The sequence below is a fragment of the Actinophytocola sp. NPDC049390 genome, from assembly GCF_044466355.1.
Lineage (GTDB): Bacteria > Actinomycetota > Actinomycetes > Mycobacteriales > Pseudonocardiaceae > Actinophytocola.
In genome coordinates, this window is sequence record NZ_JBITMQ010000002.1 from 390,435 (window position 1) to 415,924 (window position 25,490).

23 protein-coding genes and 1 riboswitch are annotated in these 25,490 nt (G+C 73.2%); of the genes, 11 read left to right on the forward strand and 12 right to left on the reverse strand.

Features of this window, described 5'->3' with window-relative positions; all coding sequences use genetic code 11:
• Positions 1 to 95 precede the first annotated feature (95 nt).
• The 4 genes from ACIBVP_RS07990 (at position 96) to ACIBVP_RS08005 (ending at position 6,516) form a co-directional block, all read left to right on the forward strand.
• The gene (locus ACIBVP_RS07990; protein ID WP_396105276.1) at positions 96 to 1,007 is read left to right on the forward strand and encodes a hypothetical protein; all 912 of its coding nucleotides are present in this window, start codon (positions 96 to 98) and stop codon (positions 1,005 to 1,007) included.
• Between the two features lie 79 nt (positions 1,008 to 1,086).
• A complete protein-coding gene (locus ACIBVP_RS07995) occupies positions 1,087 to 2,886 on the forward strand; it encodes a dynamin family protein (protein ID WP_396105277.1) in 1,800 nt (599 codons plus the stop codon).
• Entirely contained in the window at positions 2,883 to 4,349 is a 1,467-nt protein-coding gene (locus ACIBVP_RS08000) for a dynamin family protein (RefSeq protein ID WP_396105278.1), read from the forward strand. The genes ACIBVP_RS07995 and ACIBVP_RS08000 overlap by 4 nt, the downstream gene beginning before the upstream one ends.
• A gap of 10 nt (positions 4,350 to 4,359) precedes the next feature.
• Positions 4,360 to 6,516 (forward strand): Hsp70 family protein, encoded by a 2,157-nt coding sequence (locus ACIBVP_RS08005; RefSeq protein ID WP_396105279.1) that lies wholly within the window; start codon positions 4,360 to 4,362, stop codon positions 6,514 to 6,516.
• Positions 6,517 to 6,822: 306 nt separating this feature from the next.
• On the opposite strand, the gene ACIBVP_RS08010 is transcribed toward ACIBVP_RS08005, so the two are convergent.
• The 3 genes from ACIBVP_RS08010 to ACIBVP_RS08020 all read right to left on the reverse strand — a co-directional run bounded on the left by ACIBVP_RS08010 (position 6,823) and on the right by ACIBVP_RS08020 (position 9,314).
• Positions 6,823 to 7,359 (reverse strand): hypothetical protein, encoded by a 537-nt coding sequence (locus tag ACIBVP_RS08010; RefSeq protein ID WP_396105280.1) that lies wholly within the window; start codon positions 7,357 to 7,359, stop codon positions 6,823 to 6,825.
• A gap of 115 nt (positions 7,360 to 7,474) precedes the next feature.
• Positions 7,475 to 7,771: a helix-turn-helix transcriptional regulator gene (locus ACIBVP_RS08015; RefSeq protein WP_396105281.1), complete on the reverse strand. Its 297-nt coding sequence runs from the start codon at positions 7,769 to 7,771 to the stop codon at positions 7,475 to 7,477.
• Between the two features lie 403 nt (positions 7,772 to 8,174).
• The gene (locus tag ACIBVP_RS08020; protein WP_396105282.1) at positions 8,175 to 9,314 is read right to left on the reverse strand and encodes an NAD(P) transhydrogenase subunit alpha; all 1,140 of its coding nucleotides are present in this window, start codon (positions 9,312 to 9,314) and stop codon (positions 8,175 to 8,177) included.
• Positions 9,315 to 9,389: 75 nt separating this feature from the next.
• On the opposite strand from ACIBVP_RS08020, the gene ACIBVP_RS08025 reads away from it, so the two are divergent.
• Positions 9,390 to 9,794: a hypothetical protein gene (locus ACIBVP_RS08025; protein ID WP_396105283.1), complete on the forward strand. Its 405-nt coding sequence runs from the start codon at positions 9,390 to 9,392 to the stop codon at positions 9,792 to 9,794.
• Positions 9,795 to 10,025: 231 nt separating this feature from the next.
• On the opposite strand, the gene ACIBVP_RS08030 is transcribed toward ACIBVP_RS08025, so the two are convergent.
• Both ACIBVP_RS08030 and ACIBVP_RS08035 read right to left on the reverse strand, forming a co-directional pair.
• The gene (locus ACIBVP_RS08030; RefSeq protein WP_396105284.1) at positions 10,026 to 11,390 is read right to left on the reverse strand and encodes an ATP-binding protein; all 1,365 of its coding nucleotides are present in this window, start codon (positions 11,388 to 11,390) and stop codon (positions 10,026 to 10,028) included.
• Between the two features lie 13 nt (positions 11,391 to 11,403).
• On the reverse strand, positions 11,404 to 12,096 hold the full coding sequence (locus ACIBVP_RS08035; RefSeq protein WP_396105285.1) for a response regulator transcription factor: 693 nt from the start codon (positions 12,094 to 12,096) through the stop codon (positions 11,404 to 11,406).
• 58 nt (positions 12,097 to 12,154) lie between these two features.
• Here ACIBVP_RS08035 and ACIBVP_RS08040 point away from each other — a divergent pair, with 58 nt between their 5' ends.
• Entirely contained in the window at positions 12,155 to 12,586 is a 432-nt protein-coding gene (locus ACIBVP_RS08040; RefSeq protein WP_396105286.1) for an ATP-binding protein, read from the forward strand.
• An 11-nt stretch (positions 12,587 to 12,597) separates the two neighbouring features.
• Here ACIBVP_RS08040 and ACIBVP_RS08045 read toward each other — a convergent pair whose 3' ends face one another.
• The 3 genes from ACIBVP_RS08045 to ACIBVP_RS08055 form a co-directional block, all read right to left on the reverse strand.
• Entirely contained in the window at positions 12,598 to 12,969 is a 372-nt protein-coding gene (locus ACIBVP_RS08045; RefSeq protein ID WP_396105287.1) for an ATP-binding protein, read from the reverse strand.
• Complete coding sequence (locus ACIBVP_RS08050; protein WP_396105288.1) at positions 12,966 to 13,637, reverse strand: winged helix-turn-helix transcriptional regulator; 672 nt, start codon at positions 13,635 to 13,637, stop codon at positions 12,966 to 12,968. Before ACIBVP_RS08050 ends, ACIBVP_RS08045 begins: the two co-directional genes overlap by 4 nt.
• Before the next feature lie 81 nt (positions 13,638 to 13,718).
• The gene (locus tag ACIBVP_RS08055; RefSeq protein ID WP_396105289.1) at positions 13,719 to 14,102 is read right to left on the reverse strand and encodes a VOC family protein; all 384 of its coding nucleotides are present in this window, start codon (positions 14,100 to 14,102) and stop codon (positions 13,719 to 13,721) included.
• A gap of 78 nt (positions 14,103 to 14,180) precedes the next feature.
• On the opposite strand from ACIBVP_RS08055, the gene ACIBVP_RS08060 reads away from it, so the two are divergent.
• Positions 14,181 to 14,618 carry an SRPBCC family protein gene (locus tag ACIBVP_RS08060; protein WP_396105290.1) on the forward strand — a complete coding sequence of 146 codons (438 nt, stop codon included), beginning with the start codon at positions 14,181 to 14,183 and terminating at the stop codon, positions 14,616 to 14,618.
• A gap of 9 nt (positions 14,619 to 14,627) precedes the next feature.
• Here the strand turns inward: ACIBVP_RS08060 and cobN are convergent, their stop codons facing one another.
• Positions 14,628 to 18,200 carry a cobaltochelatase subunit CobN gene (gene cobN / locus ACIBVP_RS08065; protein ID WP_396105291.1) on the reverse strand — a complete coding sequence of 1,191 codons (3,573 nt, stop codon included), beginning with the start codon at positions 18,198 to 18,200 and terminating at the stop codon, positions 14,628 to 14,630.
• A 24-nt stretch (positions 18,201 to 18,224) separates the two neighbouring features.
• Here cobN and ACIBVP_RS08070 point away from each other — a divergent pair, with 24 nt between their 5' ends.
• The 3 genes from ACIBVP_RS08070 to ACIBVP_RS08080 are packed head-to-tail and all read left to right on the forward strand — an operon-like array spanning position 18,225 to position 21,462.
• The gene (locus ACIBVP_RS08070; RefSeq protein ID WP_396105292.1) at positions 18,225 to 19,334 is read left to right on the forward strand and encodes a precorrin-3B synthase; all 1,110 of its coding nucleotides are present in this window, start codon (positions 18,225 to 18,227) and stop codon (positions 19,332 to 19,334) included.
• A complete protein-coding gene (locus tag ACIBVP_RS08075; RefSeq protein WP_396105293.1) occupies positions 19,331 to 19,951 on the forward strand; it encodes a precorrin-8X methylmutase in 621 nt (206 codons plus the stop codon). The genes ACIBVP_RS08070 and ACIBVP_RS08075 overlap by 4 nt, the downstream gene beginning before the upstream one ends.
• Positions 19,952 to 19,956: 5 nt before the next feature.
• Positions 19,957 to 21,462, forward strand: a complete 1,506-nt coding sequence (locus tag ACIBVP_RS08080; protein WP_396105294.1) for a precorrin-2 C(20)-methyltransferase — start codon at positions 19,957 to 19,959, stop codon at positions 21,460 to 21,462.
• On the opposite strand, the gene ACIBVP_RS08085 is transcribed toward ACIBVP_RS08080, so the two are convergent.
• Positions 21,434 to 22,174 (reverse strand): cobalt-precorrin-6A reductase, encoded by a 741-nt coding sequence (locus ACIBVP_RS08085; protein WP_396105295.1) that lies wholly within the window; start codon positions 22,172 to 22,174, stop codon positions 21,434 to 21,436. The two genes, ACIBVP_RS08080 and ACIBVP_RS08085, sit on opposite strands and share 29 nt — an antisense overlap.
• Positions 22,175 to 22,359: 185 nt before the next feature.
• Here ACIBVP_RS08085 and ACIBVP_RS08090 point away from each other — a divergent pair, with 185 nt between their 5' ends.
• Positions 22,360 to 23,430 (forward strand): cobalt-precorrin-5B (C(1))-methyltransferase, encoded by a 1,071-nt coding sequence (locus tag ACIBVP_RS08090; RefSeq protein WP_396105296.1) that lies wholly within the window; start codon positions 22,360 to 22,362, stop codon positions 23,428 to 23,430.
• Here the strand turns inward: ACIBVP_RS08090 and cobM are convergent.
• Both cobM and cbiE read right to left on the reverse strand, forming a co-directional pair.
• Positions 23,354 to 24,115: a precorrin-4 C(11)-methyltransferase gene (gene cobM, locus ACIBVP_RS08095; RefSeq protein WP_396105297.1), complete on the reverse strand. Its 762-nt coding sequence runs from the start codon at positions 24,113 to 24,115 to the stop codon at positions 23,354 to 23,356. The genes ACIBVP_RS08090 and cobM overlap by 77 nt on opposite strands.
• Positions 24,112 to 25,317, reverse strand: coding sequence for a precorrin-6y C5,15-methyltransferase (decarboxylating) subunit CbiE (gene cbiE / locus ACIBVP_RS08100; RefSeq protein ID WP_396105298.1), 1,206 nt, complete (start codon positions 25,315 to 25,317; stop codon positions 24,112 to 24,114). Before cbiE ends, cobM begins: the two co-directional genes overlap by 4 nt.
• Positions 25,318 to 25,348: 31 nt before the next feature.
• A riboswitch (cobalamin riboswitch) is annotated at positions 25,349 to 25,479 on the forward strand.
• Positions 25,480 to 25,490 lie beyond the last annotated feature (11 nt).

Sequence of the window (25,490 nt, forward strand, 5' to 3'; positions counted from 1 at the left end):
ACAGTGACGGGGGTCTCCCCGATGTCCGCACGGGGCCTCCCGCCGCAACCTGGTGTCACGCCCGAACGCCAGGGCCGCTGATCCAGGAGGTAGCCATGACCGTCAACGTGACCGAAGCCCTGAAGGACTTCATCCACAACCTGATGACCGACCGGCAGTTCGCCGGGAACTACGCCGAGGACCCGCAGGGGATGCTCGCCGCGCAGGGCGTGACCGACCACGACCTGTCCGGTGTGGACGTGCAGGCCGCGGTGCGCGAGGTGTGCGGCGACCCGTCCGTGCCCGCCGAGGCCCGCACGGCCGTGCAGAACGCGGGCCCGCCGCCGTCGAGCGGGGCGTCGCACTCGGTGGACAACGTGGTCCAGCACCTGAACCACATCACCTACGCCACCTACGAGGGCGACGACTACATCACCAACCTCATCGACCAGTCCGTCGACAACAGCGTGGACGTCAGCGGTCCCGTGTTCGGCGACGTCAACGCGGTCACCGGCGAGCAGGGCCAGATCATCGACGGCCCCAACTTCGGCCAGGCCAACACCGGCGACGGCGCGGTCCAGGCCGGGCGGGACGCCGAGGGCGTCAACACCGGGGTCAACACGGGCGTCAACGCGGGCGGCGACGTCGAGAACGCGGTCGTGGGCGACGGCAACCAGACCGCGCAGGTCGAAGGCAGCGCCGACGGCACGGTGTTCAACTTCGGCGACGGCGACGTCAACAACCTCGGCAACGCGGACGTCGACGACTCGGCCGTGTCCTTCGGTGAGGGCGACGCGACCAACCTGTCCGACGTCACCGTCGACGACGGCTCGGCGATCGCGGTCGGCGGCAGCGCCAGCGGCTCGAACGTCGAGGACAACGACACGACGGTCGTGACCACGGTCGAGGACAACGACACCACGGTCAACGACAACGACACGACGATCCAGGACAACGACACGACCGTCACCACGGTGCAGGACAACGACACCGCGGTCGCGGGCGACGACCAGCTGGCCGTGCAGTAATCCCCACCACCAGCGAGCAGGCCGGTCGGGCCACGAGGCCCGCACCGGCCGCGCGCGTGCGCCGACCCGGGAGCCCCCGATGACGACAGCAGCGACCACGACAGCGCCCGCCGCGCGGGCCGGTGACCTGGTGGACCTCGGCCTGCGTGCCTGCGAGGCGTTCGGCAGACCGGACCTCGCGTCCCGGCTGGCTGCGGTACGGGCGCGGCTCGCCGACCCGGTGTTGCACGTCGTCGTCGCGGGCGAGTTCAAACAGGGCAAGTCCTCCCTGGTGAACGCGCTCGTCGGCGCGCCGGTCTGCCCGGTCGACGACGACGCGGCCACCGCGGTGCCGACGTTCGTGCGGCACGGCGACGACGCGAGCGCCGAGCTGGTGTGGCAGGGCGGCGAACGGCGGCGCGAGCCGATCGCGCTGGCCGACGTACGTGCGCACGTGGTCGAGAACGGTGCGCTCGACGAGCGGGTCGCCGGGGTCGAGATCCGGATCCCGAGGGCGATCCTCGCGAGCGGCCTCACCCTCGTGGACACACCGGGCATCGGCGGTCTCGCCTCCGCGCACGCGGCCGCCAGCCTCGCCGCGATCTCCATGGCCGACGCGGTCCTGTTCGTCACGAGCGCGGCGCAGGAGCTGACCCGCAGCGAGGTGGACTTCCTCCGCCGCGCACGCAAACTGTGCCCGACGGTGGCGTGCGTGCTCACCAAGACCGACTTCTACCCGGCGTGGCGGCGGATCCGCGAGCTGGACGAGGCGCACCTCGCTGCGGAGGGGCCGGACATCCCGCTCGTCGCGGTGTCGTCGGCCTTGCGTGCCCGCGCGGTGAAGAACAGCGACGCCGGCCTGAACGCCGAGTCCGGCTACCCCGGGCTGATCGAGTTCGTGCGCGACCTCGTCGGCGGCTCGGCCGAGCAGCGGCTCGCGACCGAGGCGGCGGCCGAGGTGGTGTCGCTGTGCGACCAGCTGGAGGCGTCCTTCGCCGCCGAACGGGCCGCGCTCGCCGACCCGGTCGCCGCGCAGCGGGTGGTCGACGAGCTGACCGCGGTGAAGTCCCGCGTCGAACAGCTCAAGTCCGCGGCGGCCCGGTGGAACCAGACCCTGAACGACGGCATCGCCGACCTCACCTCGGACATCGACCACGACCTGAAGTCCCGCATCCGCGCGGTCACCGCGGAGGCCGACGAGGCCATCGACGAGAGCGACCCCGCCGACACGTGGGCGGAGATGGGGTCGTGGCTGCAGGCGAAGACGGCCGAGGAGCTGCTGGCGAACTACGAGCTGCTGAGCGAGCGCGCCACCGACCTGTCCGAGCGGGTCGGCGAGCACTTCCGTGCGGCGTCCGGGACGGCGCTGCGCAGGCCGACCGTGCACGACCCGACCCCGCTCGCGGCCGGTGAGGTCGGCGAGGACCTGGACCTGAAGAAGATGCGCGTGGTCAAGCAGGCGATGGTCGCCCTGAAGAGCGCGTACGGCAGCGCCGTCATGTTCTCCCTTCTGGGCAGCATGGTCGGCATCGTCCTCGGTCCGATCGGCGTCGGGATCGGCCTCGTGCTCGGGCATCGTGGCCTGCGCGAGGAGAAGAAGCGACAGGTCCAGAAGAGACGGACGGAGGCACGCAACGCCGTGCGCCGGTACTGCGACAAGGTCACGTTCGTCGCGGCCAAGGACTCCCGCGACACGCTGCGCCGCGTGCAACGCGAGCTGCGCGACCACTACACGGCGCTGGCCGAGGAGCTGAACCGGTCGAACGCGGCGGCCCTCGCCGCGGCCACCGAGGCCGCGACCCGCACACAGTCCGACCGCGCCAAGCGGCTGAAGGACGTCGACGCCGAGATCGAGCGGATCCGCAAGCTCCGCTCGCGCGCCGAGGCGGTCTCGCGATGAAACTCGTCGACCGCACCCGTTCCGTGCTCGCGCACGGTATCGAGGTCTATCGCGGGACGCCGCACGCCGCACGGCTCGCCACGCTCCGGGACCGGCTCGACCAGCCGTTGCGGGTCGCGGTCGCGGGCCGGGTCAAGGCGGGCAAGTCGACGCTGCTCAACGCGCTCGTCGGGGAGCGGCTCGCGCCCACCGACGCGGGCGAGTGCACCAGGATCGTCACCTGGTACCGGGACGGGCACACCTACCAGGTGCGTGCCCAGGTCGGTCGCGAGCAACGGCAGCTGCGGTTCGCGCGCGAGGACGACCGGCTCGACATCGACCTCGGCGGGCTGCGTGCCGAGGACGTCGACGAGCTGGTGGTGACGTGGCCCGCGCAGGCGCTGCGGGCGGTCACGCTCGTCGACACGCCCGGCATCGGTTCGCTGACCGAGTCGGCCGCGCGCCGGACGTGGGACCTGCTGGTGCCCGACGAGGAGGAGACGCCCGCGGACGCGGTCGTCTACCTGATGCGGCACCTGCACGCCGGGGACGTCGAGTTCCTGCGTGCGTTCCACGACTCCGAGGTGTCGCGGCCGAGCCCGGTCAACGCGATCGGCGTGCTGTCGCGCGCCGACGAGATCGCGGTCGGGCGGCTCGACTCGATGGCGTCGGCCCGCCGCGTCGCGACCCGGCTCGGCGCCGACCCGAACGTGCGGCGGCTGGTGCAGTCTGTGGTCCCGGTCGCCGGGCTGCTCGCGGAGACCGCGGTGACGCTGACCGAGGAGGAGGTCGCGCGGCTGCGCCGGATCGCGGACCTGCCGGTGAAGGAGGCCGAGGAGCTGCTGCTGTCGGCCGACCGGTTCGTGTCGTCGAAGCCGGAGCTGGGCCTGACCGAGCTGGAACGCACCGCGCTGCTGACCCGGTTCGGCGTGTTCGGGGTCCGGTTGGCGAGCACCATGCTGCGCCGCGGCGTCGCCGAGAAGGCGAGCGAGCTGGCCACCGAGCTGACCGACCGCAGCGGGCTCGGGCACCTGCAGGAGTTGTTGCGGTCGCTGTTCTTCGAGCGGCGCGACGTGCTGAAGTGCCGGTCCGCGCTGCTCGCCGTCGCCGAGGTCACCCGCGGCTGGGCACGGCCCGGGTCGGAGCGGCTCGCCGCGGAGGTCGAGGAGGTCGTCGCCTCCGCGCACCCGTTCAACGAGCTGCGGGTGCTGTCCGGGCTGCGCGCCGGCTGGGTGCGTGGCAAGGACGAGGTGCTCGACGAGCTGGAGCGCGTGATCGGCGGTGCGGGCGGCGCCGCGCACCAACGGCTGCGGCTGCCCGCCGACGCGGACGGCGGGCAGGTGAGCGCCGCCGCCACCACCGCGCTGGAGCGCTGGCAGCGCCGCGCCGAAAGTCCCATGACCAGCTACGAGATGGCGGTCGCCGCACGCGTGGCGGTCCGGTCGTGCGAGGGCATGCTCGCCGACCTCGCCCGTTCCCGTTAGGAGTTTCGCGATGTACGCACTGGGCATCGACCTCGGCACCACGTACACGGCGGCCGCCGTGTGGCGTGACGGCCGCGCCGAGATCGTCTCGCTGGGCGACCGGACCGCCGCCATCCCGTCCGTGGTCCTGCTGCGCCAGGACGAGACGTTCCTGACCGGCGAGGCCGCGAACCGACGAGGGCTGACCGAGCCGAACCGGGTGGCGCGGGAGTTCAAACGGCGCGTCGGGGACACCACGCCGATCATGCTGGGCGGCACCCCGCACTCGGCGGAGTCGTTGATGTCCCGGCTCCTGCGCGCGGCGGTCGACGAGGTCGTGAAGCGGGAGGGCGGCCCGCCCGCGCGGGTGTGCGTGTCGCACCCGGCGAACTGGGGCCCCTACAAGATCGACCTGCTCGGCCAGGCGGTGCGCATGGCCGACCTCCCGTCGGTCCTGTTCACCACGGAACCGGAAGCCGCGGCCACGCACTACGCGCAGGAACAACGGCTGGGCGTCGGCGCGGTGGTCGCGGTCTACGACCTGGGCGGCGGCACCTTCGACGCGGCGGTCCTCCGCCGCACCGCGACCGGCTTCACCATCCTCGGCAAACCGGAAGGCATCGAACGTCTGGGCGGCATCGACTTCGACGCCGCCGTGTTCAACCACGTCCGCACCGCGCTGGGCGGCAAACTCGACGACCTGGACGAGGACGACCCGGCCGCGATCGCCGCCGTGGCCCGGCTGCGCGAGGAATGCGTGCAGGCCAAGGAAGCGCTGTCGGCCGACACGGACACCACGATTCCGGTGCTTCTGCCGTCGGTGACCACGGACGTGCGGTTGACGAGGGGCGAGTTCGAGTCGATGGTGCGCCCGGCGCTGCACGGGTCGATCGAGGCGCTGCGGCGGGCGGTGCGGTCGGCCGGCTGCACGCCGGAGCAGCTGCACTCGGTGCTGCTGGTGGGTGGTTCGTCGCGGATGCCCATCGTCGGGCAGCTGGTGAGCGCCGAGCTGGGCCGACCGGTCGCGGTGGACACCCACCCGAAGCACGCGGTGGCGCTGGGGGCGGCGTGGCGCGCGGGTCTTGCGTGGCGCGGGGCCCCCGCGGGTCGCGGCGGCCCGGTGACCGACGGCGGCGCGACGGCAGCGGGGCCGGGTGGACCGCCACGCGGCGCGGGCCTCGCGGCGGCGGGTGCGGGCTTCGCGGCGGGCAGGGCGAGTGTGCCGGGTACGTCGTCGGCACCGGGCCGGGGTGGACCGGCGAACACGTCGGCGGCCGTTGGCGGACCCGCTCCGCGTGGGGCAGCGGGCGCGCGCCCGGGTGGTGCGGCCGCGTCCGGACCACCCACCAACGTGAGCGGCACCCGAGACACCGGGCGCCCGAACCTCGCGGCCCGTGGTGCCGAACGCCCCTCGGAACCGGTCAGCCCACCGTCCGCGCCCGAACCCGACCGGCGCAAGCGGCTCATGGCGCTCGGCGTGGCCGGTGCGGTCGTGGCCCTCCTGGCCGGTGGCGGCGTGGGACTGGCGCTCATCAACGGCGACGACGGCGGTGCCGGTGCCGCGGCGAACCCGCCGTCGAGCACGGTGCCCACCACGGCGAACTCCCTGCTGCCACCGGACGAGCAGTGCACCGACGCGATCATGAGCAACCCGAGCTGGGTGTGCCTGACCGCGGCGGTGGTGGCCGACGGGAAGCTCACGATCCAGTACGTGAGCGACGGCGGCGCGCTGAGCGTCGGCGGTGGCAAGCACCTGCACATCTACGGCAGCGACGGCACGAACCCGCCCGACCGGATCATGGGTCACCAGGTGCCGGAGTCCGAGCAGGGCGAGTGGTACGTCGAGGACCGCAGGCCGTCGGTCGTCGACGTCACCTCGCAGAAGTACGTCACCGCGGTCGGGGACGCGCCCAAGGTGTGCGCCCGCATCGCCACCGCCGACCACGTGCTGGTCAAGGCCACCGACGGCAGCTACCGCACGGGCAACTGCGTCCCGGTGACCAGGGCCGAGGTGACCCCCACGGAGGCCCCGCCGCAGACGCCGCGTCCGAACCGTCCACCCCAGACGCACCACGAGACCACGACGACCGAGACGACGAGCAGCTCAACGGAACCCAGCACGACGGAACCGCCCCCGGACAGCGAACCAGCCACCCCGCCCTCGGAACCGGAGAACGCGGAGGGCTGAGAGCGATGCCCTGAACGACGCTTTCGGGACACTCAGCCTGGATCCACCGGTGGTCAACCTGGTTGTTCCGTACCTGCGGCAAGCGCGGCCTGGTCAGGCCCGCGCACAAGCCGAGCGCCAGCCCACGAAGACGGCCTGCCTGCCCTCCCGTCGATGCCAAACCACAACAATCCCAATTCGTGAGGCCCCTCCCCGAGATCAGCCCGTCCGGCGAGGACCCCCCCGGAGGGAAACCGCCCCGTACACAACCGAGCATGATCATCGGTGGATTCGGGCTCAACGTCCCGAAAGCGTCTTTCAGGGCATTCACTCCAGGGTGGTGTCGTCCGCCTCGTCGTCGTCGGTGGCGGGGAGTCCTGGTATCGGCGGTTCCGGCCGTAGCACGACGTCGTCCGGCCACTCCGGTGCCGGGTCGTCTACGGGCACCTCGTCCGTGTCGGGGATCACCTCGTGCGTGCTCTCCCCGGTCGCGGGGCCCGCGCCCGCGCCGAAGTCCAGTTCCTCCGGATCGCTCCACTCACCGGACGGCGGCATCGTGTCGAGGTGCTCGCCGAACGTGTCGGCGCCCACCGGTTCCGCGGCGGTCAGCAGGTCGAACCAGTCCGCCCGCGCGTCGGGGTCGGGTACCGGGCCATGAGCGGCCACGTACGGGGCCAGCGCTTCCGCCACCTCGACCGGGGCCGTGTCGGCGTACGCCACCACCGCCTCGGAGACCAGTGCCGACGGCAGGTCCGGATGCCCGTTGGCGGCGAGGTAACCGGCAGGGTCGTCGCCGTAGGCCTGCCGTGCCTCGGCGTCGCCGACGAGGTCGGCGAGCAGGTCACGGAGGGGTCGGGCGGTCATGGTTCCAACTCTAGAGAACCCGGCGCGCCCCGGCGTCGGGGAAACCCCCAACGAGACCCCCTGGGCGCGTGGCGGGCGCGACGACGTCGGGTGTGGTCGTGCCCGCCACGCGGGTTCACCCCACGGATCCGACCTCCGCCACCTCCCGGGCCGCACGCAGGAACCGGGCGACCGCGGCCGCCCGGTCCAGTCTGGTGGACGGGACCTCCAGCACGGCGGAGATCCAGTTCCGCCAGTAGGGGCTCGGGATCCGCTTACCGCGCTCCCACCTGGCCACCTGCCTGCGGTTCACGCCGTCGTTGCCCGACATCTCGGCCAGTCGTTCCGCCAGCGCCACCTGGGTGAGACCGCGCCGGTGGCGCAGCTCGCGGATGAGGTCGCCGACCGGCACACCGAACGGGTTGTCGACCATGATCAATTCATCGCCTCACATACGATCTCGGGTAGTGGTGCTCTTGTCACGACCCTGTTATCGCCAGTGGGCGGAGCGCAGTTACCCCAAGTGCTCATCTCATCGCGCAAAGTGTTACCGGCGCGGATTCGTTGATATTTCACCGATCTGACCGGTAACTGGCCCCCTATCGGGCACCCCTCGGCCCTGCCATCCTGGGTTTCGCCGACGGTTGGGGGTGACGGGATGGCGCCGGATGCAGGGCCGGCAGCCCTCGCACCGCCCACAACGGGTGATCCCCGTTGAACGTCGGTACGGCAACGGTCGCGGCGCCGACCCCGATGCCGTCGAGCCCCGGATCCGGTTGGCCACCCGCCCAGGTGGCCGCCGGATCCGGGGTGTCCGTCAAACGCACAGCGTCCACTTAGGACTCGTCGAGCAGGGTGCGGGTCGGCTCGTGCCGGACCTCGCCCGCGTGCGTCACGCAGGCGCCCGCGACGATCTCGTCATCGAAGTCCGGCACCAGCTCGTCGCCGGAACGCAGGAGCAGCAACAGGTTCACCACGTTCGTGCTGTAGAGCTGGCTCGCCTGCGCGGGCAGCTGGCTCGGCACGTTCGCGCCACCCCAGACCGTGGCGCCGCCGACGGCGACCTCCTCACCCGGCTTCGCGCCCTCGACGTTGCCGCCCGACTCGGCGGCCAGGTCCACCACGACCGAGCCGGGCCGCATGGCCGCCACCATCTCCTCGGTCACGAGCAGCGGCGCGGTCCGGCCCGGCACGGCGGCCGTCGTGATCAGCACGTCCGCGTCGGCGACGTACGGTGCGAGCAGCTCGCGTTGCCGCCGCGACCGTTCCTCGCTCATCTCCCGCGCGTACCCGCCCGCACCCTCCAGCGGCGGCAACTCCAGGTCGACGAACTCGGCGCCGAGGCTGCGGACCTCCTCGGCCGATGCGGCGCGGACGTCGTAGGCCTTCACGATCGCGCCGAGGCGGCGCGACGTCGCGATCGCCTGCAACCCGGCCACACCCGCGCCCAGCACGAGCACGGTGGCGGGCCGGATCGTCCCGGACGCGGTCATCGACAACGGCATCAGCCTCGGCAACCGCTCGGCGGCCACGATCGCGGCGCGGTACCCGGCGACGAACGCCTGTGACGACAGGGCGTCCATGGTCTGGGCACGCGAGATGCGCGGCACCAACTCCATCGACAGCGCCGTGTGCCCGGCGTCGCGCAGCGCGCGGACCAGGTCCAGTTCCTGTGCCGGTGGAAGGAAGGAGACGGTGATCGCGCCCGGCGCGAGCTCCGCCACGCGGTAGACGGGGAGCGGCTGCACCGACAGCACCACCCCGGCGCCGCGCACCGCGTCCGCGGCGACGGAGGCACCCGCCTGCCGGTAGTCCTCGTCCGAAAATCCCGCCGCGGCGCCGGCATCCGGCTCGACCACGACATCCCCAGCGACATCGGCGATGCGAGACACGAGACCGGGCACGAGCGCGACTCTGCGCTCCCCCGGCCGAGTCTCGCCGACCACGGCGATCTTCACCTTTCGAAGATAGCCCATGCATTGACGATCACACGGTCGTTTCCACCGTTCGGCGGACCCGGCCCGCTTCCGTCAGCGATAACGTGGCCGCCTGTGAACAGGCCATCACGCAGACCTCGGCCCCGCTCGACGTCCCTCGTCACCACCGCCGTCGCGGTCGCTTTGGCCACGGCGGGCTGTGCGGGCGGTACCACCACCGGCGCCACCGCCGAAAGCACCCCGACCCGCGCGGACGCCATCTCGACGGACGCGGCCGAGCCCGCGACGATGCTGGTGCGCGTGACCGGCACGGTCGTGCCCGGCGAGCAGCCGGGATGCCTGCTGCTGGACACGGGCTTCACGACCTACGTCCTGCTCGGCGGTGACCGGGCGGCCGTCCAGGAGGCCGAGGAGAACGAGGAGGAGGTCACGGTCACCGGTCAGGCGCACACCCCGAAGCCGACCAAGTGCACCGGCGGCATCCCGTTGGCGATCGAGCAGTTCACCCCCGCGACGTAACGCTCACCGGACCCGTCGACGGCGGCAGCGACGGTGATGACGGTGATGACGGTGATGACGGAGACGGCGACGGCGACGCCGTGCCGCTCGTAGCGGGTGGGCTCGGGTCGATGTCGAAGCTCGGGGTCCCGGGCGGCTGCGGCTGCGTGCTCTCCTCGATGATCTGCGGTTCGTCCTCGGAACTCACCCCGCACCCCGACAGGACCAGTACGCACGCCAGCACCAGCGCCCTCATTCGGTGACCTCCGGCAGTTCCACGACGAACCGCGCTCCGCCACCGGGTCGCTCCTCCGCCCACGCCCGTCCGTCGTGGCCGCGCACGTGCTGCGCCACCAGCGCGAGCCCGAGTCCGACACCGCTGTCGCTCGTGTCGCGCGCGGCGGGCGAGCCGCGGGAGAACCGCTCGAAGACGTGTTCCCGCTCGGCCTCCGGCACGCCGGGCCCCGCGTCGTCCACCTCGATCCGCGCCCGCCCGTCGCGGCTGAGGATCCCCAGCCGCACCAGCCCTTTCCCGTGCCGCGTCGCGTTGTCGAGCAGGTTCACCACCACGCGTTCCAGCCTGCGGCGGTCGCCGGTGATCCACGGGCGCGCGGACACGTCCAGCACGCCCGGGGCCAGGGGGCCGTGGTGCGCGGTCACGGCGGCGACCAGCTCGACGAGGTCGACCAGCTCGAACGTGGACCGGTCCTGGTCGTCGCGGGAGATCTCGAGCAGGTCGTCGACCATGCGGCGGAAACGGCGCAGGTCGGTGTCGAGCAGTTCCACTGCCTGGCGCGAACCGGGCGGCAGCTCCGCGCGGCGCCGGTACAGCACCGCCATGGCGTTGAGCATCGTGGTCAGCGGCGACCGCAGCTCGTGGCTGACGTCGCCCGCGAACCGGGTGTCCCGCGCGACCCGCTGCTGCAGGCGCTCCGCGGTGTCGTTGAACGCCTCGGCCAGCGGCACGAGGTCCGGGTCGCCGGTCGCGGGCAGCCGCACCCCGAGGTCGCCGCGTGCGGCCTCCGCGGCCGCCGCCGTGACCCGCCGCAGCGGGCGCAGCGCGTGGGTGGCCGCCCACCGGCCGAGCAGCGCACCGGCCAGCGCGCTCGCGAGCGTGCCCGCGATCAGGAGCCAGCTCAGGAACTTGAACGTGCGGTCGAGCTCGCGCATCGGCGAGACCTCGAAGTACGTGGCGGCCAGCTCCGGCAGCGGCAGCCCGACCGCGAGCACCGGGACCTCGCCGAGCACGGTGCGCTGGTGCGCGGCCTGCCCGTTCCGCACGGTGTCGAGGAACCCGTCCGGCAGCCTGCGCGGGTCGACCCGGTTGCCGCCGGAGAACCAGTCGCCGCCGTCGACGAGCAGGACCGCCGACTCGACCTCGGCGCCGAGCCCGGTCATCAGCTCGGAGAGCCCGTCGGGGTTGCGGCGCAGCTGCGCCTCCACGAGCCGCGAGTTGCCGGTGGCCTGGGCGATCGCGCTGCGTTCCCGCTGACCGAGCATGTACCCGGTGGACAGGTGCCAGGTCGCGACGGCGAGCGTCCCGGCCACCACGAGCGACACCAGGCTGAACCACGCCATCACCCTGGCGCGCAGGGGAAGGCGGCTCACGATGTTCATCCGCGTGCCCCGATCACGGCGTCCCCATCCGGTAGCCGACTCCCCGGACGGTGATGACGTGGGTCGGCTGCCCGGGGTCTGGTTCGATCTTGCGCCGCAGCCTGCGGACGTGCACGTCGAGCAGCCGCGTGTCGCCGAAGTACCCGTACTCCCACACCCGCTCCAGCAACTGCTCGCGGGTGACCACGGCACCGCCCGCCAGCACCAGCGCGCACAGCAGCCGGAACTCCGTCTTCGTGAGCGGCACCTCGGCGCCGTCGCGGACCACCCGGCCCTCGGCGACGCGCACGCTCAGGTCACCCACGTCGACGACCGACGGGATGTCCGGGTCGCCGGTGCGGACCCGGCGCAGCAGCGCGCGGATCCTGGCGCTCAGCTCACCGGCGTCGACCGGCTTGGACACGTAGTCGTCCGCGCCCGCCTCCAGCCCGGCGATGACCTCGTTCGGCCCGGTCCGCGCGGTGACGACGATGATCGGCAGGTCGCCGCGCTCCCGGATCCGCGCGCACACCGCGAGCCCGTCCATCCCGGGCAGCATCAGGTCGAGCAGCACGACGTCGGGTTCCCGCTCGTCGCGTGCGAGCAGCGCGAGCGCCTCCTCGCCGGTGGCGGCCTGGATGACGCGGTAGCCCTCGTCGGCCATCGCGAGGCCCAGAGCCTCCCGGATCCGTGCGTCGTCCTCGACGAGCAACAACGTGGTGGTCATGGGGAATCGTCAGCCGTTCGTCAGGTTTTCCGGGCGCGGACACGGCAAGGATGTCGAGGTGACCGACACCGCGCCCGGCATCGCGGGCCACCTGCCCGCGGAGATCCGTATCGCAGCGGCCGACCCCGGCTTCCGCACCGGCCTCCCGACATGGTTGCGCGGACCGCTCGACGGCTGCACACCGGGCGTGATCCGGGAGGCCGCGGTCGTGCTCGGGGAACTCGTCGACAACGCCTTCGACCACGCCGAACCGCCGTACCGCGTGGCGGTGACGGTCCGGTCACACGGCCACCTCATCCGGCTCGCGGTCACCGACGCCACCCGCGGCTGCGCGGACGGCTGGCGGCTCGGCCGCGGCCTGCGGGTCGTGCGTGGCATGTGCGCGCGGTGGGGCGTCGAGCAGGCGCTGATGGGCGGCGTGGTGGCGGGCAAGACGGTGTGGGCGCTGCTGCCCGTGCTCGTCCCGCCGCGCGGTGCCCGCCCGTCATGAGTCCTGCCCGGTCACAGACCGACCTCGGCCCACACGGTCTTGGCACTGGCACGTCGTTCCACGCCCCAGCCCCGCGACAGCCCGTCGACCAGGGCGAGCCCGCCGCCGGACTGCCACCGGCCGCCGCTGTGGGCGGCGCAGTCCTCGACGAACACCCGCAGCGCCCGCCGCTGCGGGTCGACGGCGATGCGCAGCACGTACGGCGGGAGACCGTGCGCCCGCGCGTTGCCGACCAGCTCCTCGGTGACGAGGGCGGCGTGCAGCCTCGGCACGGGTGGCACCGCGGCCAGGTTGTCCTGCACCCAGCACCGGACCTCGTCCGGTGGCGGCTCGTCGGCGGTCGGGATGATCAGCGCGACCTGGTCGGCGAACGGCAGGGTCACGCGGTCTCCCTCGTCGCGTAGCGGCTGACGCCGACGCAGGCGAGCACCGCGCGGACCGTGTCCGGTTGGCCGGTGAACACGACCGACCCGTCACGGACCGCTCGCAGCCAGCTCTGGCGGCCGAGCCAGATCCCGGCCAGACCGCTCAGGGTGCACGCGAGGCGCACGTCGGCGCCGCGGGGCGGCGCCCCGCGGTGGACGGTGGCACCCGACGGCGACAGCGCGAGCCACCAGCGGCCGCTGTCCAGCGCGTCGGCGACCGCCACGGCCACGGTCAGCGGCTGTTCCGGCAGCCGGTCCTGCGTCATCTGCCCGCAGATGTCGTGCAGGAGCACGTCGGTGTCGAGGTCGCGGAGGCCGGGTGGGGTCAGCCAGCGCTGGCCCCACCGGCCCAGCTGGTCGACGACCGGCCGGAGGCCCCGCCCTGCCTCGGTCAGCCGGTACCGCTTGTCCCGCGGGTGGTGGACCACCTCGACGACCAGCCCGTTCGCGACGAGCGTGCGCAACCGTGCGGTGAGCAGGCTCGCCGACATCCGGGGCACGCCCTTGGCGATGTCCGCTCGCCGTTCCGCGCCGCGCAGGAGCTCCCGCAACACCAGCAGGGTCCACGGTTCGGTCAGCACCTCGGCGGCACGCGCGACCGGGCAATGCTGCTCGTAGCGGTACACCTGCTGCCTTCCCGTCGACGACGCCGATGCCCCATCCTCACCGCGTGGGCAGGTCACGGACCTGACGACTTCCTGACGAATTCACCCGGTCGGCCGCTGGTCACGGCGTATGGGGTGGTCCTCGGGCACCTCCACCACCACGAGCCGCAGGCCGTCCGGGTCACGCAACCACATCTCGACGAGCCCCCACGGCTCCCGCGTCGGCGCGCGCTCGACCGCGACCCCGCGGTCGGCCAGCTCCCGTGCCGTGGCCTCGATGTCGCGCACCTGCAGCCACAGCACGACGTCGTCCCCCGGGCCGCCCTCTCCACGTCCGGACACCTCGAGCAGGCCGTTGCCCAGGAAGAACACCGTGCCGCCGGGGAACTCCCGGTACACGGCCAACCCGAGTGTGTCACGGTAGAAGGCCACCGTCCGGTCGGGGTCGCGCGGACGCAGGATCATCCGGCTCATGAGGAATTCCATGCCCCGCAGCATCCCGTGCGCGCGCTCGGCTCGCCACGGACGGGGCACTCGTTCACACTTCCACCAGGAGGAGATGTCATGGCAGTCGACGTCGCACCGAGTGTGGTCGTGCGCCGGTCCCCGGCACAGGTCGCCGCGTTCATGTTCGACCCGGCCAACGACCTGCGGTGGACCGGCGGGATCACCGCGAGCACCCCGGCACGGCCGGGGCCGCTGACCGAGGGCGCGACGGTCACGCGGACGGCGAAGTTCCTCGGGCGGACGTTCACGTACGGGTACGTGGTCACCCGGCACGAGGCGGACCGGCTGGTGGAGATGCGGGTGGACCGGCCGTTCCCGATGACGGTGCGCTACGAGCTGGCCGAGCACCCGGACGGGACGCTGGTGTCGATCCACGCGACCGGCACACCGGGGCGGTTCTTCGGGTGGGCCGGCCCGCTCATGGCGCGCCAGGTCCGGAGGAGCATCGCCGCCGACCTGCGCCGGTTGCGGCAGTGCCTGGAGGAGACGCCGTGACGTCGCCGGTCACGTGCCCGACTCCAGGTCTCCCTCCGCCTTCAGGTACAGCGCCCGCACCGCCCGTAGGGTGTCCTCGTCCGGGTTCGCCCACAGGTCGCGTTCCGCCGCCTCGAGCAGGCGCTCCGCGATGCCGTGCATGGCCCACGGGTTCGACTCGGTGAGGAACTTCTGGTTCTCCTCGTCGAGCAGGTACGTCCGCGCGAGCTGCTCGTACATCCAGTCCGAGACCACGCCCGCGGTGGCGTCGTAGCCGAACAGGTAGTCCACCGTGGCCGCCAGTTCGAACGCGCCCTTGTAGCCGTGCCTGCGCATCGCCGCGAGCCAGCGCGGGTTGACCACGCGGGACCGGAACACCCGCGCGGTCTCCTCGGTCAGCGACCGGGTGCGGACCGACTCGGGCCGCGTGCTGTCGCCGATGTACGCGGCCGGGGCGCGGCCGGTGAGCGCGCGGACCGTGGCGATCATGCCGCCGTGGTACTGGAAGTAGTCGTCGGAGTCGGCGATGTCGTGTTCGCGGGTGTCGGTGTTCTTCGCCGCCACCGCGATCCGGCGGTACGCGGACTCCATGTCCTCGCGGGCCGGGGCGCCGTCGAGGTCACGGCCGTACGCGAAACCGCCCCACACCGCGTACACCTCGGCCAGGTCCCTGTCGTCACGCCAGTTGTGGCTGTCGATCAGCGGCAGCAGTCCCGCACCGTACGAACCCGGCTTCGACCCGAACACCCGCGTGGTGGCGCGGCGTTCGTCGCGGTGGGTGTCCATGTCGGACCGCACGTGGGCGCGGACGTGGTTGTCCTCATCGGACTCGGCCAGGGCGGCGACCATGCGGACCGCGTCGTCGATCAGGTACACCACGTGCGGGAACGCGTCGCGGAAGAAGCCGGAGATGCGCACCGTCACGTCGATCCGGGGGCGGCCCAGCTCGGCGAGCGGGATCACCTCCAGGCCGCTCACCCGGCGGGACGCCTCGTCCCACCTCGGCCGGACCCCGAGCAGCGCGAACACCTCGGCGATGTCGTCGCCCGCGGTGCGCATCGCCGACGTGCCCCAGATGGACAGTCCGACCGAGCGCGGCCACTCGCCGGTGTCGCCGCGGTAGCGGGTCAGCAACGACTCGGCCATCGCCTGACCGGTCTCCCACGCGAGCCTGCTCGGGATCGCCTTCGGGTCCACGGAGTAGAAGTTGCGGCCCGTCGGCAGCACGTTGACCAGGCCGCGCAGCGGTGAACCGCTCGGGCCGGCGGGCACGTAGCCGCCGTCGAGCGCGTGCAGCACGTGGTCGATCTCGTCGGTGGTGCGCGCGAGCCGGGGCACGATCTCGGTGGCGGCGAACGTGAGCACGTCGACGACGGCGGGTTCGACACGGCCGAGCACCTGCTCGCACACCGCGGGCACCGCGTACGCCGCCCAGTCACGTGCTTCCATTGTGGACACCAGCGCTTGGGACAGTGCCTCGGCGCGGTCGACGTCCGCCCGGGCGGACGTCCCGTCCTCGTCGAGGCCCAACGCCTCCCGCAACCCGGGCAGGGCGTTCGCGTCGCCGCCCCACACCTGCCGGGCCCGCAGCATCGACGAGACCAGGTTGATCCGCGCCTCCCCGGTCGGTGGCTCGCCGAGCACGTGCAGGCCGTCGCGGATCTGCGCGTCCTTCACCTCGCACAGCCAGCCGTCGATGTGCAGCAGGAAGTCGTCGAACTCGGCGTCGTGCGGGCGGTCGGCCACCCCGAGGTCGTGGTCGAGCTTCGCGGCCTGGATCAGTGTCCAGATCTGGGCGCGGATGGCGGGCAGCTTCGCGGGGTCCATGGCGGCGATCGACGCGTGCTCGTCGAGCAACTGCTCCAGTCGTGCCAGGTCGCCGTAGCTCTCGGCACGTGCCATCGGTGGCACGAGGTGGTCGACGAGCACGGCGTGCGCGCGCCGCTTGGCCTGCGTGCCCTCGCCGGGGTCGTTGACGAGGAACGGGTAGATCAGCGGCAGGTCACCGAGCGCGGCGTCGGTCGCGCACGACGCGGACATGCCGAGGTTCTTGCCCGGCAACCACTCCAGGTTGCCGTGCTTGCCGAGGTGCACCATGGCGTGCGCGCCGAAGGTGTGCCGGATCCACCGGTACGCGGCCAGGTAGTGGTGGCTCGGCGGCAGGTCCGGGTCGTGGTAGATCGCGACCGGGTTCTCGCCGAAACCGCGTGGTGGCTGGACGATCAGGACCACGTTCCGCGCCAGGAGCGCGGCGAGCACGATGTCGTCCCCGTCCACGAACAGCTCGCCGGGCGGCGGCCCCCAGTGCTGTTCGATCGACTCCCGCAGCTCGGCGGGCAACGTCTGGTACCACGCGCGGTACTCGGACGCCTGGATACGAACGGGGTTCCGGGCGAGCTGTTCTTCGGTGAGCCAGTCCGGGTCCTGTCCGCCCGCCTCGACCACCGCGTGGATCAGCGCGTCGCCGTCGCCGTTTGCCATGCCGGGGAGGTCGCCGACGTCATATCCCCTCTCCCGCATGGCGTTCAGCAGCCGCAGCGCACTGGCCGGGGTGTCGAGGCCGACCGCGTTGCCGATCCGCGCGTGCTTGGTCGGGTACGCCGACAGCATCAGCGCGATCTTCCGGTCGGCGACCGGCGTGTGGCGCAGGGCCGCGTGCCGCACGGCGATCCCGGCCACGCGGGCCGCGCGTTCGGCGTCGGGCACGTACACCGACAGGCCGTCGGCGTCGAGTTCCTTGAAGGAGAAGGGAACCGAGATGAGCCGCCCGTCGAACTCCGGCACCGCCACCTGAGTCGCGGTGTCCAGAGGGGACAGTCCGTCGTCGCTCTCCGACCACGTCGCGCGGCTGGTGGTGAGGCACAGGCCCTGGATGATCGGCGCGTCCAGCGCCGCGAGCGCACCGACGTCCCACGCGTCGTCCTCGCCGCCCGCGCCCGCGGTGGCCGGGGTGGCGCCACCGGCGGCCAGCACGGTCACGACGAGCGCGTCCGCCGTGCCCAGCAACGAGATCAGGTCGTCCGGTGCGGTGCGCAGTGACGCGCAGAACACCGGCAGCGCCTGCCCACCCGCGTCCTCGACCGCGTCCGACAGGGTCTCGACGAACGCGGTGTTCCCCGCCATGTGGTGCGCGCGGTAGTAGAGCACCGCGACGGTCGGCCCTTCGGTGCATCGTGGTGCACGCTCCAGCCGTCCCCACAACGGGGTCGGTGCGGGTGGCGCGAACCCGTGCCCGGTCAACAGAACCGTGTCGGACAGGAAGTGGGCCAGCTCACGGAGGTTGTCGCGGCCCCCGTGCGCGAGGTACGCGTGCGCCTCGGCGACCACCCCGCCGGGCACGGTCGACAGCTCCATCAGCTCCGCGTCCGGCGCCTGCTCACCACCCAGCACGACGACCGGGCGCGGTCCGGCGAGCAACGCGTCCAGGCCCTCCTCCCACGCGCGGCGGCCACCCAGTAACCGCACCACCACCAGGTCGACGCCGTTGACGAGCGCCGGCACCTCGGCCGCGGTGAGCCGCGCCGGGTTGCCGAGCCGGTAGTCCGCACCGCTCGCGCGTGCGGAGAGGAGGTCGGTGTCGGAGGTGGAGAGCAACAGGATCACATCGTCGGACTCTATATTCGGTCCGTGCCCACACGGAACCGTCAGACGGACGCCTGTCCCGGCGTGCTCGCCGTGCACCGCGCGGCGGATGGCGGTGTGGCACGGATTCGTGTACCGGGCGGGCAACTGTCCGCCGCCGCGTTTCGCGCGGTCGCCGACGGCGCGGCCGAACTCGGCGACGGCGGCGTCGAGCTGACCTCGCGGGCGAACCTCCAGGTGCGCGGGCTCGCCGACGGCGCCGAGACAGAACTCGCCGCCCGGCTGTCCGAGGTCGGCCTCCTGCCCTCCGCCACGCACGACAAGGTGCGCAACGTCCTCGCGTCGCCGCTGACCGGCCGCGACCGCGACGGGTTCGTCGACGTGCGGCCGCTGGTGTCCGAACTGGACGCCGCGCTCCGGGAGAACGCCCGGCTGGCGGCACTGCCCGGCCGGTTCCTGTTCGCGCTCGACGACGGCCGAGGCGACGTGGCGTGGCTCGGCGCGGACGTGGCCGCGCTCGCGACCGCCCCCGGCGCCGCCGCGATCCTGTTGGGTGGCACCGACAGCGGCCTGCGCGCGCCGCTGACCGACGTGATCCTTCTCATGCTCGCGTGCGCGGAGGCGTTCCTGACCGAACGCGCCGACGAGTGGCGACTCGCCGAACTGGACGACCGCGCGCGTCGGCGTGTCGCGACCCGGCTCGGCGCGTCGGTCGCCGAACCCCTTCCCTCCCAACCGATTCAGACCGGGCCACTCGGGCAGGTCACCGAGAGCGCACTCGTCGCGGGCGCGCCGCTCGGCTGGCTGGACCGCGCCCAGGCGGCCGCGCTCGCGGACACGGGCGCGCCGCTGGTGGTGACGCCGTGGCGCGCGGTCGTGGTCGCCGACCTGGCCGATACCGCGGACGTGGCGCAGCGGCTACGGTCTGCCGGGCTGCTGCTCGACCCGGACACGCCGAGGGTCACCGCCTGCGTGGGGCGTCCGGGCTGTGCGAAGGCGTTGTCCGACGTGCGTGCGGACGCGGGCCCGGTGCCCGGGGTCGACGTGCCGGTGCACTGGTCGGGCTGCGGACGCCGGTGCGGGCGGCCGCGTGGCGAGGTGCTGGACGTGGTGGCGAACGGGGACGGGTACGTGATGACACGAGGTGACCGATGATCGACTATCTCCGCGACGGCGCCGAGATCTACCGGCGCTCCTTCGCGACCATCCGCGCGGAGGCGGACCTCGCCGCGTTCCCACCGGACGTCGAGCGGGTGGTCGTCCGCATGATCCACTCGTGCGGCATGGTCGACCTGACCGCCGAGGTCGCGTACTCCCCCGGCGTGGTCGCCTCGGCCCGTGCCGCGCTGCTGGCGGGCGCGCCGGTCCTGTGTGACGCGCACATGGTCGCCTCCGGCATCACGCGCCGCAGACTGCCCGCGGCCAACGAGGTCGTGTGCACGCTGTCAGACCCGCGTGTCCCCGATCTGGCCGCCGCGCTCGGCACCACGCGCAGCGCCGCCGCGCTCGACCTGTGGGGTGACCGGCTCGACGGGGCGGTCGTGGCCGTCGGCAACGCGCCGACCGCGTTGTTCCGGCTCCTCGAACTCCTCGACGCGGGCGCACCCCGGCCCGCCGCCGTGCTGGGGCTGCCGGTCGGGTTCGTCGGCGCGGCGGAGTCCAAAGTGGCGCTGGCGGAGTACGGCGTGCCGTACCTGGTGGTGCACGGCAGGCGCGGCGGCAGCGCGATGGCCGTGGCCGCCGTCAACGCGATCGCGAGTGAGCGGGAGTGACGCCGATGAGCACGGGCACCCTGTACGGCGTCGGTCTCGGTCCCGGCGACCCGGAGCTGATCACCATCAAGGCGGCGCGGTTGATCGCGGCGGCGGACGTGATCGCCTACCACAGCGCACGGCACGGCCGGAGCATCGCGCGGGGCGTCGCGGCCGCGCACCTGCGGGGCGACCAGATCGAGGAGCAGCTGGTCTACCCGCTGACCGTGGAGACGACCGACCACCCGGGCGGGTACCGCGGCGCGATCGCGGACTTCTACACCGAGAGCGCCGCCAAGCTCGCCGCGCACCTGGACGCGGGCCGGGACGTGGTGCTGCTGTGCGAGGGCGACCCGCTGTTCTACGGCTCCTACATGCACATGCACACCCGGCTCGCCGGGCGCTACCCGACCGAGGTGGTGCCGGGCGTGACATCGGTGAGCGGTGCCGCGGCGGTCACCCGGCGGCCGCTGGTCGAGGGCGAGGAGGTGCTGACGGTCCTGCCCGGCACGCTGCCGCCCGAGGTGTTGACGGAGCGGCTCGCGGGCACGAACCCGGTGGCCGTGCTGAAGTTGGGCCGCAACTTCGAGAAGGTGCGCAAGGCGCTCACGGACGCGGGCAGGCTCGACGACGCCGTGTACGTGGAACGGGCCACCTGGGAGGCGCAGCGGGTCGCGCCGCTGTCCGAAGTGGACCCCGACACCGTGCCGTACTTCGCGCTGGCGTTGCTGCCGAGCGGGCTGGCGATCGACCCGGCACCGGCGCCCGCACGTGCCGCCGGTCCCGGTGAGGTGGCGGTGGTCGGGCTCGGTCCGGCCGGCCGGCCGTGGCTGACCCCGGAGGCGCAGGAGGCGCTGGCGTGGGCGGACGACCTGGTCGGCTACGGCCCGTACCTGGACCGCGTGCCGCCGAACCCGAGGCAGCGCAGGCACGCGTCGGGCAACACGGTGGAGGCCGAGCGGGCGGCGCTCGCGCTGGCGCTGGCGCGGGACGGGTCGCGGGTGGTCGTGGTGTCCTCCGGTGACCCCGGCGTGTTCGCGATGGCCAGCGCGGTGCTGGAGGTGGCGGACGACCCGCGGTGGGCGGACGTGCCGGTGCGGGTGGTGCCGGGGTTGACGGCCGCGCAGGCGGTGGCGAGCCGCGCGGGTGCGCCGCTGGGGCACGACTTCTGCACGTTGTCGCTGTCGGACCGGCTCAAGCCGTGGGACGTGATCGCGTCCCGGCTGGCGGCGGCCGCGGCGGCGGACTTCGTGGTCGCGATCTACAACCCCGCGTCCCGCAGCCGCCGCGAACAGCTGGTGGCGGCGAAGGAGCTGCTGCTCGGCCACCGTCGCGGCGACACCCCGGTGATCATCGGACGGGACGTCGGCGGCCCGGCGGAGACGATCGAGATCGTGCCGCTGGCGGAGTTGGATCCCGCCACCGTGGACATGCGGTGCCTGCTGATCGTGGGCTCGTCGCGGACCCGGCTGACCGAGCTGCCCGACGGGACGCGACGGGTGTTCACCCCTCGGCACTACCCAGCCAGCTGAGGACCTCGTCGACGGTCGCCACGACGGGCACGTCCGGCAGCGCGGGCCTGCGCACGACGATGACCGGGACGCCCAGTTCGCGGGCCACGGTGAGCTTGGCCGCGGTGTGGTCGCCACCGGAGTCCTTGGTGACGAGGAGGTCGACGTCGTGCGTGGTCATCAGTGTGCGCTCGCCGTCCACTGTGTACGGACCGCGGGCGAGGACCAGCTCCTTGCGGGCCGGTAGCGGCAGGCCGGGCGGGTCGACGCAGCGGATGAGGAACCACCGGTCGGACCGGGCGAACGCGGCGAGGCCCTGCCGTCCGGTGGTGAGGAAGACGCGCCGGCCGAGCCCGGGGATCATCGCGGCGGCCTCGGTGAGGGAGTCGGCCCAGTGCCAGTCGTCGCCGGGGCCCGGCCGCCACCCCGGCCGCCGCAGGAGGACGTGTGGGACACCGGCGTACCGGGCGGCCTTGGCGGCGGCGGCGCTGATGCGCTCGGCGAAGGGGTGCGTGGCGTCGACGAGGGCGGTGACCTTCTCGGCGACGAGCCAGTCGGCGAGCCCCTGCGGCCCACCGAACCCGCCGACGCGTACCTCGCCGGCCGGGAGGCGGGGTCGCTGTACCCGCCCGGCGAGGGTGGAGATGACGCGCGTGCCCCGCCGCCCGGCGAGTTCGGCGGCCAGTTCGCGGGCTTCCCGGGTGCCCCCGAGGATCGCGACGCACCGGTTCACCGGCCACCTCCGCCCCGATGGCGCAACCCGTGTCGGTGCCCGCTGGTAGCGTGAAAACCGGGGGACCCCCAGGCCGATTGAATGGACCGTTCAATCGGCCACCGCCGGGGAGAGGCTCCGCACGCCCCCGGGGTCACGCGCCGGGTGGGGCGACCGGCGTACCAACCTGATGGCAGGCTGGGCACGTGAGCACGCCCCTGCGCCGCGGCTGGACCACCGGCGCCTGCGCGACCGCGGCCGCCAAGGCCGCGTGTACCGCGCTGCTCACCGGCGAGTTCCCCGACCCCGTGCGGATCCGCCTCCCCAAGGGGCACACGCCGTCCTTCACGCTGACCCAGACCGCGCGTACCGCCGACGCCGCCATGGCCGCCGTCGTCAAGGACGCGGGCGACGATCCCGACGTCACGCACGGCGCCACCATCCGGGCTACCGTCCGCCACGGGCCGCCGGGCAGCGGCGTGACGTTCCACGCGGGTCCCGGCGTCGGCACCGTCACCAAGCCCGGCCTTCCGCTCCCCGTCGGCGAACCGGCCATCAACCCCGTGCCGCGCGAGCTGATCCGCGCGGCGATCGCCGAGGCCGGTGGCACCGACATCGCCGTCGAGATCTCCGTGGACGACGGGGAGGAGCTGGCCAAACACACGTGGAACCCGCGCCTCGGCATCCTGGGCGGACTGTCCATTCTGGGCACCACGGGCGTGGTGATCCCCTACTCCTGCTCCGCCTGGATCGACAGCATCCGCCGCGGGGTCGACGTCGCCCGCGCCGCCGGGCACCGGCACGTGGCCGCCTGCACCGGCAGCACGTCGGAGAAGGCCGTCGCGCAGCTGTACGGCCTGCCCGAGGACGCCCTGCTCGACATGGGTGACTTCGCGGGCGCCGCCCTCAAGTACCTGCGCCGCCACCCCGTCGACCGGCTCACCATCGCCGGTGGTTTCGCGAAGCTGTCCAAGCTCGCCGACGGGCACCTCGACCTCCACTCCGGACGGTCGCGGGTCGACCTCGACCGCCTCGCCGCCCGTGCGGGCCTGCCTCACCTCGCCACCGCCAACACCGCGATGGAGGCACTGCAGCTCGCCCAGCGGGCCGGGGTGCCGCTCGCCGACCGGGTCGCCGAGGCCGCGCGCCACGAAGCGGCGAAAGTCCTCGCGGGAGCGCCGGTCGACGTGGACGTCCTGGTCATCGACCGCTCCGGACGCCTGGCCGGACGCGCGTCGTCGAGTACAGGTGCGAGTCCGGGAAGCCCTCCGCCGTGAGCACCTCGCCCACGATGATCACCGCGGTGCGGCGCACGCCCGCCTCGTGGACCAGCGCCGCGATCGTCGCGAGGGTGCCGCGCAGCACCACCTCGTCCGGCCGCGACGCGTACGCCACCACGGCGACCGGGCAGTCCGGCCCGTAGTTCGGCAGCAGCTCATCGACGACCTGGTCGATCCGCTGCACGGCCAGGTGCAGCACCATCGTCGACCGCGACCGGCCCAGCGTCGCCAGGTCCTCCCCCGGTGGCATGGCGGTGGCACGCGCGGAGATCCTGGTCAGCACGACGGTCTGGCCGACACCCGGCACGGTCAGCTCACGGCCGAGCGTCGCCGCGGCGGCCGCGAACGCGGGCACGCCCGGCACGATCTCGTACGGCACCCCCTCGGCGTCCAGCCGCCGCGCCTGCTCGGCGACCGCGCTGAACACGGACGGGTCGCCGGAGTGCAGCCGCACCACGTCGTTGCCGCGCCGGTGTTCCGCGACCAGCTCCGCGATGATCTGGTCCAGCGTCAGGTCGGCGGTGTCCACGAGCCGTGCGCCGTCCGGACAACCGGCCAGCACCTCGGCGGGCACCAGGCTGCCCGCGTACAGGCACACCGGCGTCGACGCGATCAGCCGCTGCGCCCGCACCGTGATCAGGTCCGCCGCGCCCGGCCCCGCCCCGACGAAGTGCACGGTCATGAGGTCTCCTCTCTCGTCACGACCCACTGTGTCACCGGCATCATCGGCTTCCACGCGGTGAACCCGCCCACCGGTGCGGCGCGGCTCACCTCGATCCTCGTCAGCGTGCCACCGAGCGCGGCGTGCCACCGGGTCAGCACCGCCTCGGACTCGAGCGTCACCGCGTTCGCCACGAGACGTCCGCCCGTGCGCAGCGCCGCCCAGCAGGCCTCGACGACGCCGTCGCCGGTCAGCCCGCCGCCGACGAACACCGCGTCCGGCCGGGGCAGGTCCGCGAGCGCGGCCGGTGCCCGGCCCTCGACCACCCGCAGTCCCGGGACCCCCAGCAGCCCCGCGTTGCGGTGGATCCCGGCGGCGCGTTCCGGCCGGGACTCGACGGCGACCGCGGCGCAGGACGGGTGCGTCCGCAGCCACTCGATCGCGATGCTGCCCGCACCCGCGCCGACGTCCCACAGCAGCTGTCCCGGCAGCGGAGCCAGCGCGGCGAGCGTGATCGCGCGGACCTCCCGCTTGGTGAGCTGGCCGTCGTGGTCGTAGGCGTCGTCGGGCAGGCCGGGGGTGCGACCGAGCGGGGTGACGCCGGGGGCGGCGCGGCAGTCGAGTGCGACCACGTTCAACGAACCCGCAGCCCCCGACCAGGTCGCCGCGGTGCCGTCGTGCCGTCGTTCGTCCGGGCCGCCGAGGTCGTCGAGCACCGTCATCGCGGTCGGGCCGAAACCGCGGTCGGTCAGCAGCGCGGCCACCTCGGCGGGGGTGTCGGCACCGGCGGACAGCACGAGCATCCGCCGGTGCGGCAACGGGATCAGCGACGACACCGGCCGCCCGACGAGGTTCACGACATCGACGTCCTCGGCGGGCCAGCCCAGCCGCGCGCACGCGAGCGACGCCGACGACACGTGCGGGTGGACGCGCACCCGGCTCGCGCCGAGCAGCCGCACCAGCGTGCCGCCGATGCCGAAGAACATCGGGTCGCCGCTCGCCAGCACGCACACCTGTCGCCCGGCGTGCTCGGTGAGCAGCGGTTCGACGGCTGGCAGGAGCGGCGACGGCCACGTGACACGCGTCGCACCGCCGTCCGGCAGCAGCGCGAGCTGGCGCGTGCTGCCGATCACGACTTCGGCGCCTGCCACGGCGTTCCTGGCCGGCGCGGTGAGTCCGGTCCAGCCGTCGGCGCCGATCCCGACCACGGTGATGGGTTCCACGACCGGGCACCGTAATCGACTTTCGGCGCGGTGTCTGACACGATGCGAGGGAACGAACAGCGAGGTGCGCGAGGAAACCAGCGCGAATCTGGTGCGGTCCCGCCACTGTGAGCCGAAGAGATTCGGTGAGCCAGACACTCGTCCCCCGCTGCGGAACCGACTCGGGCGCGGAC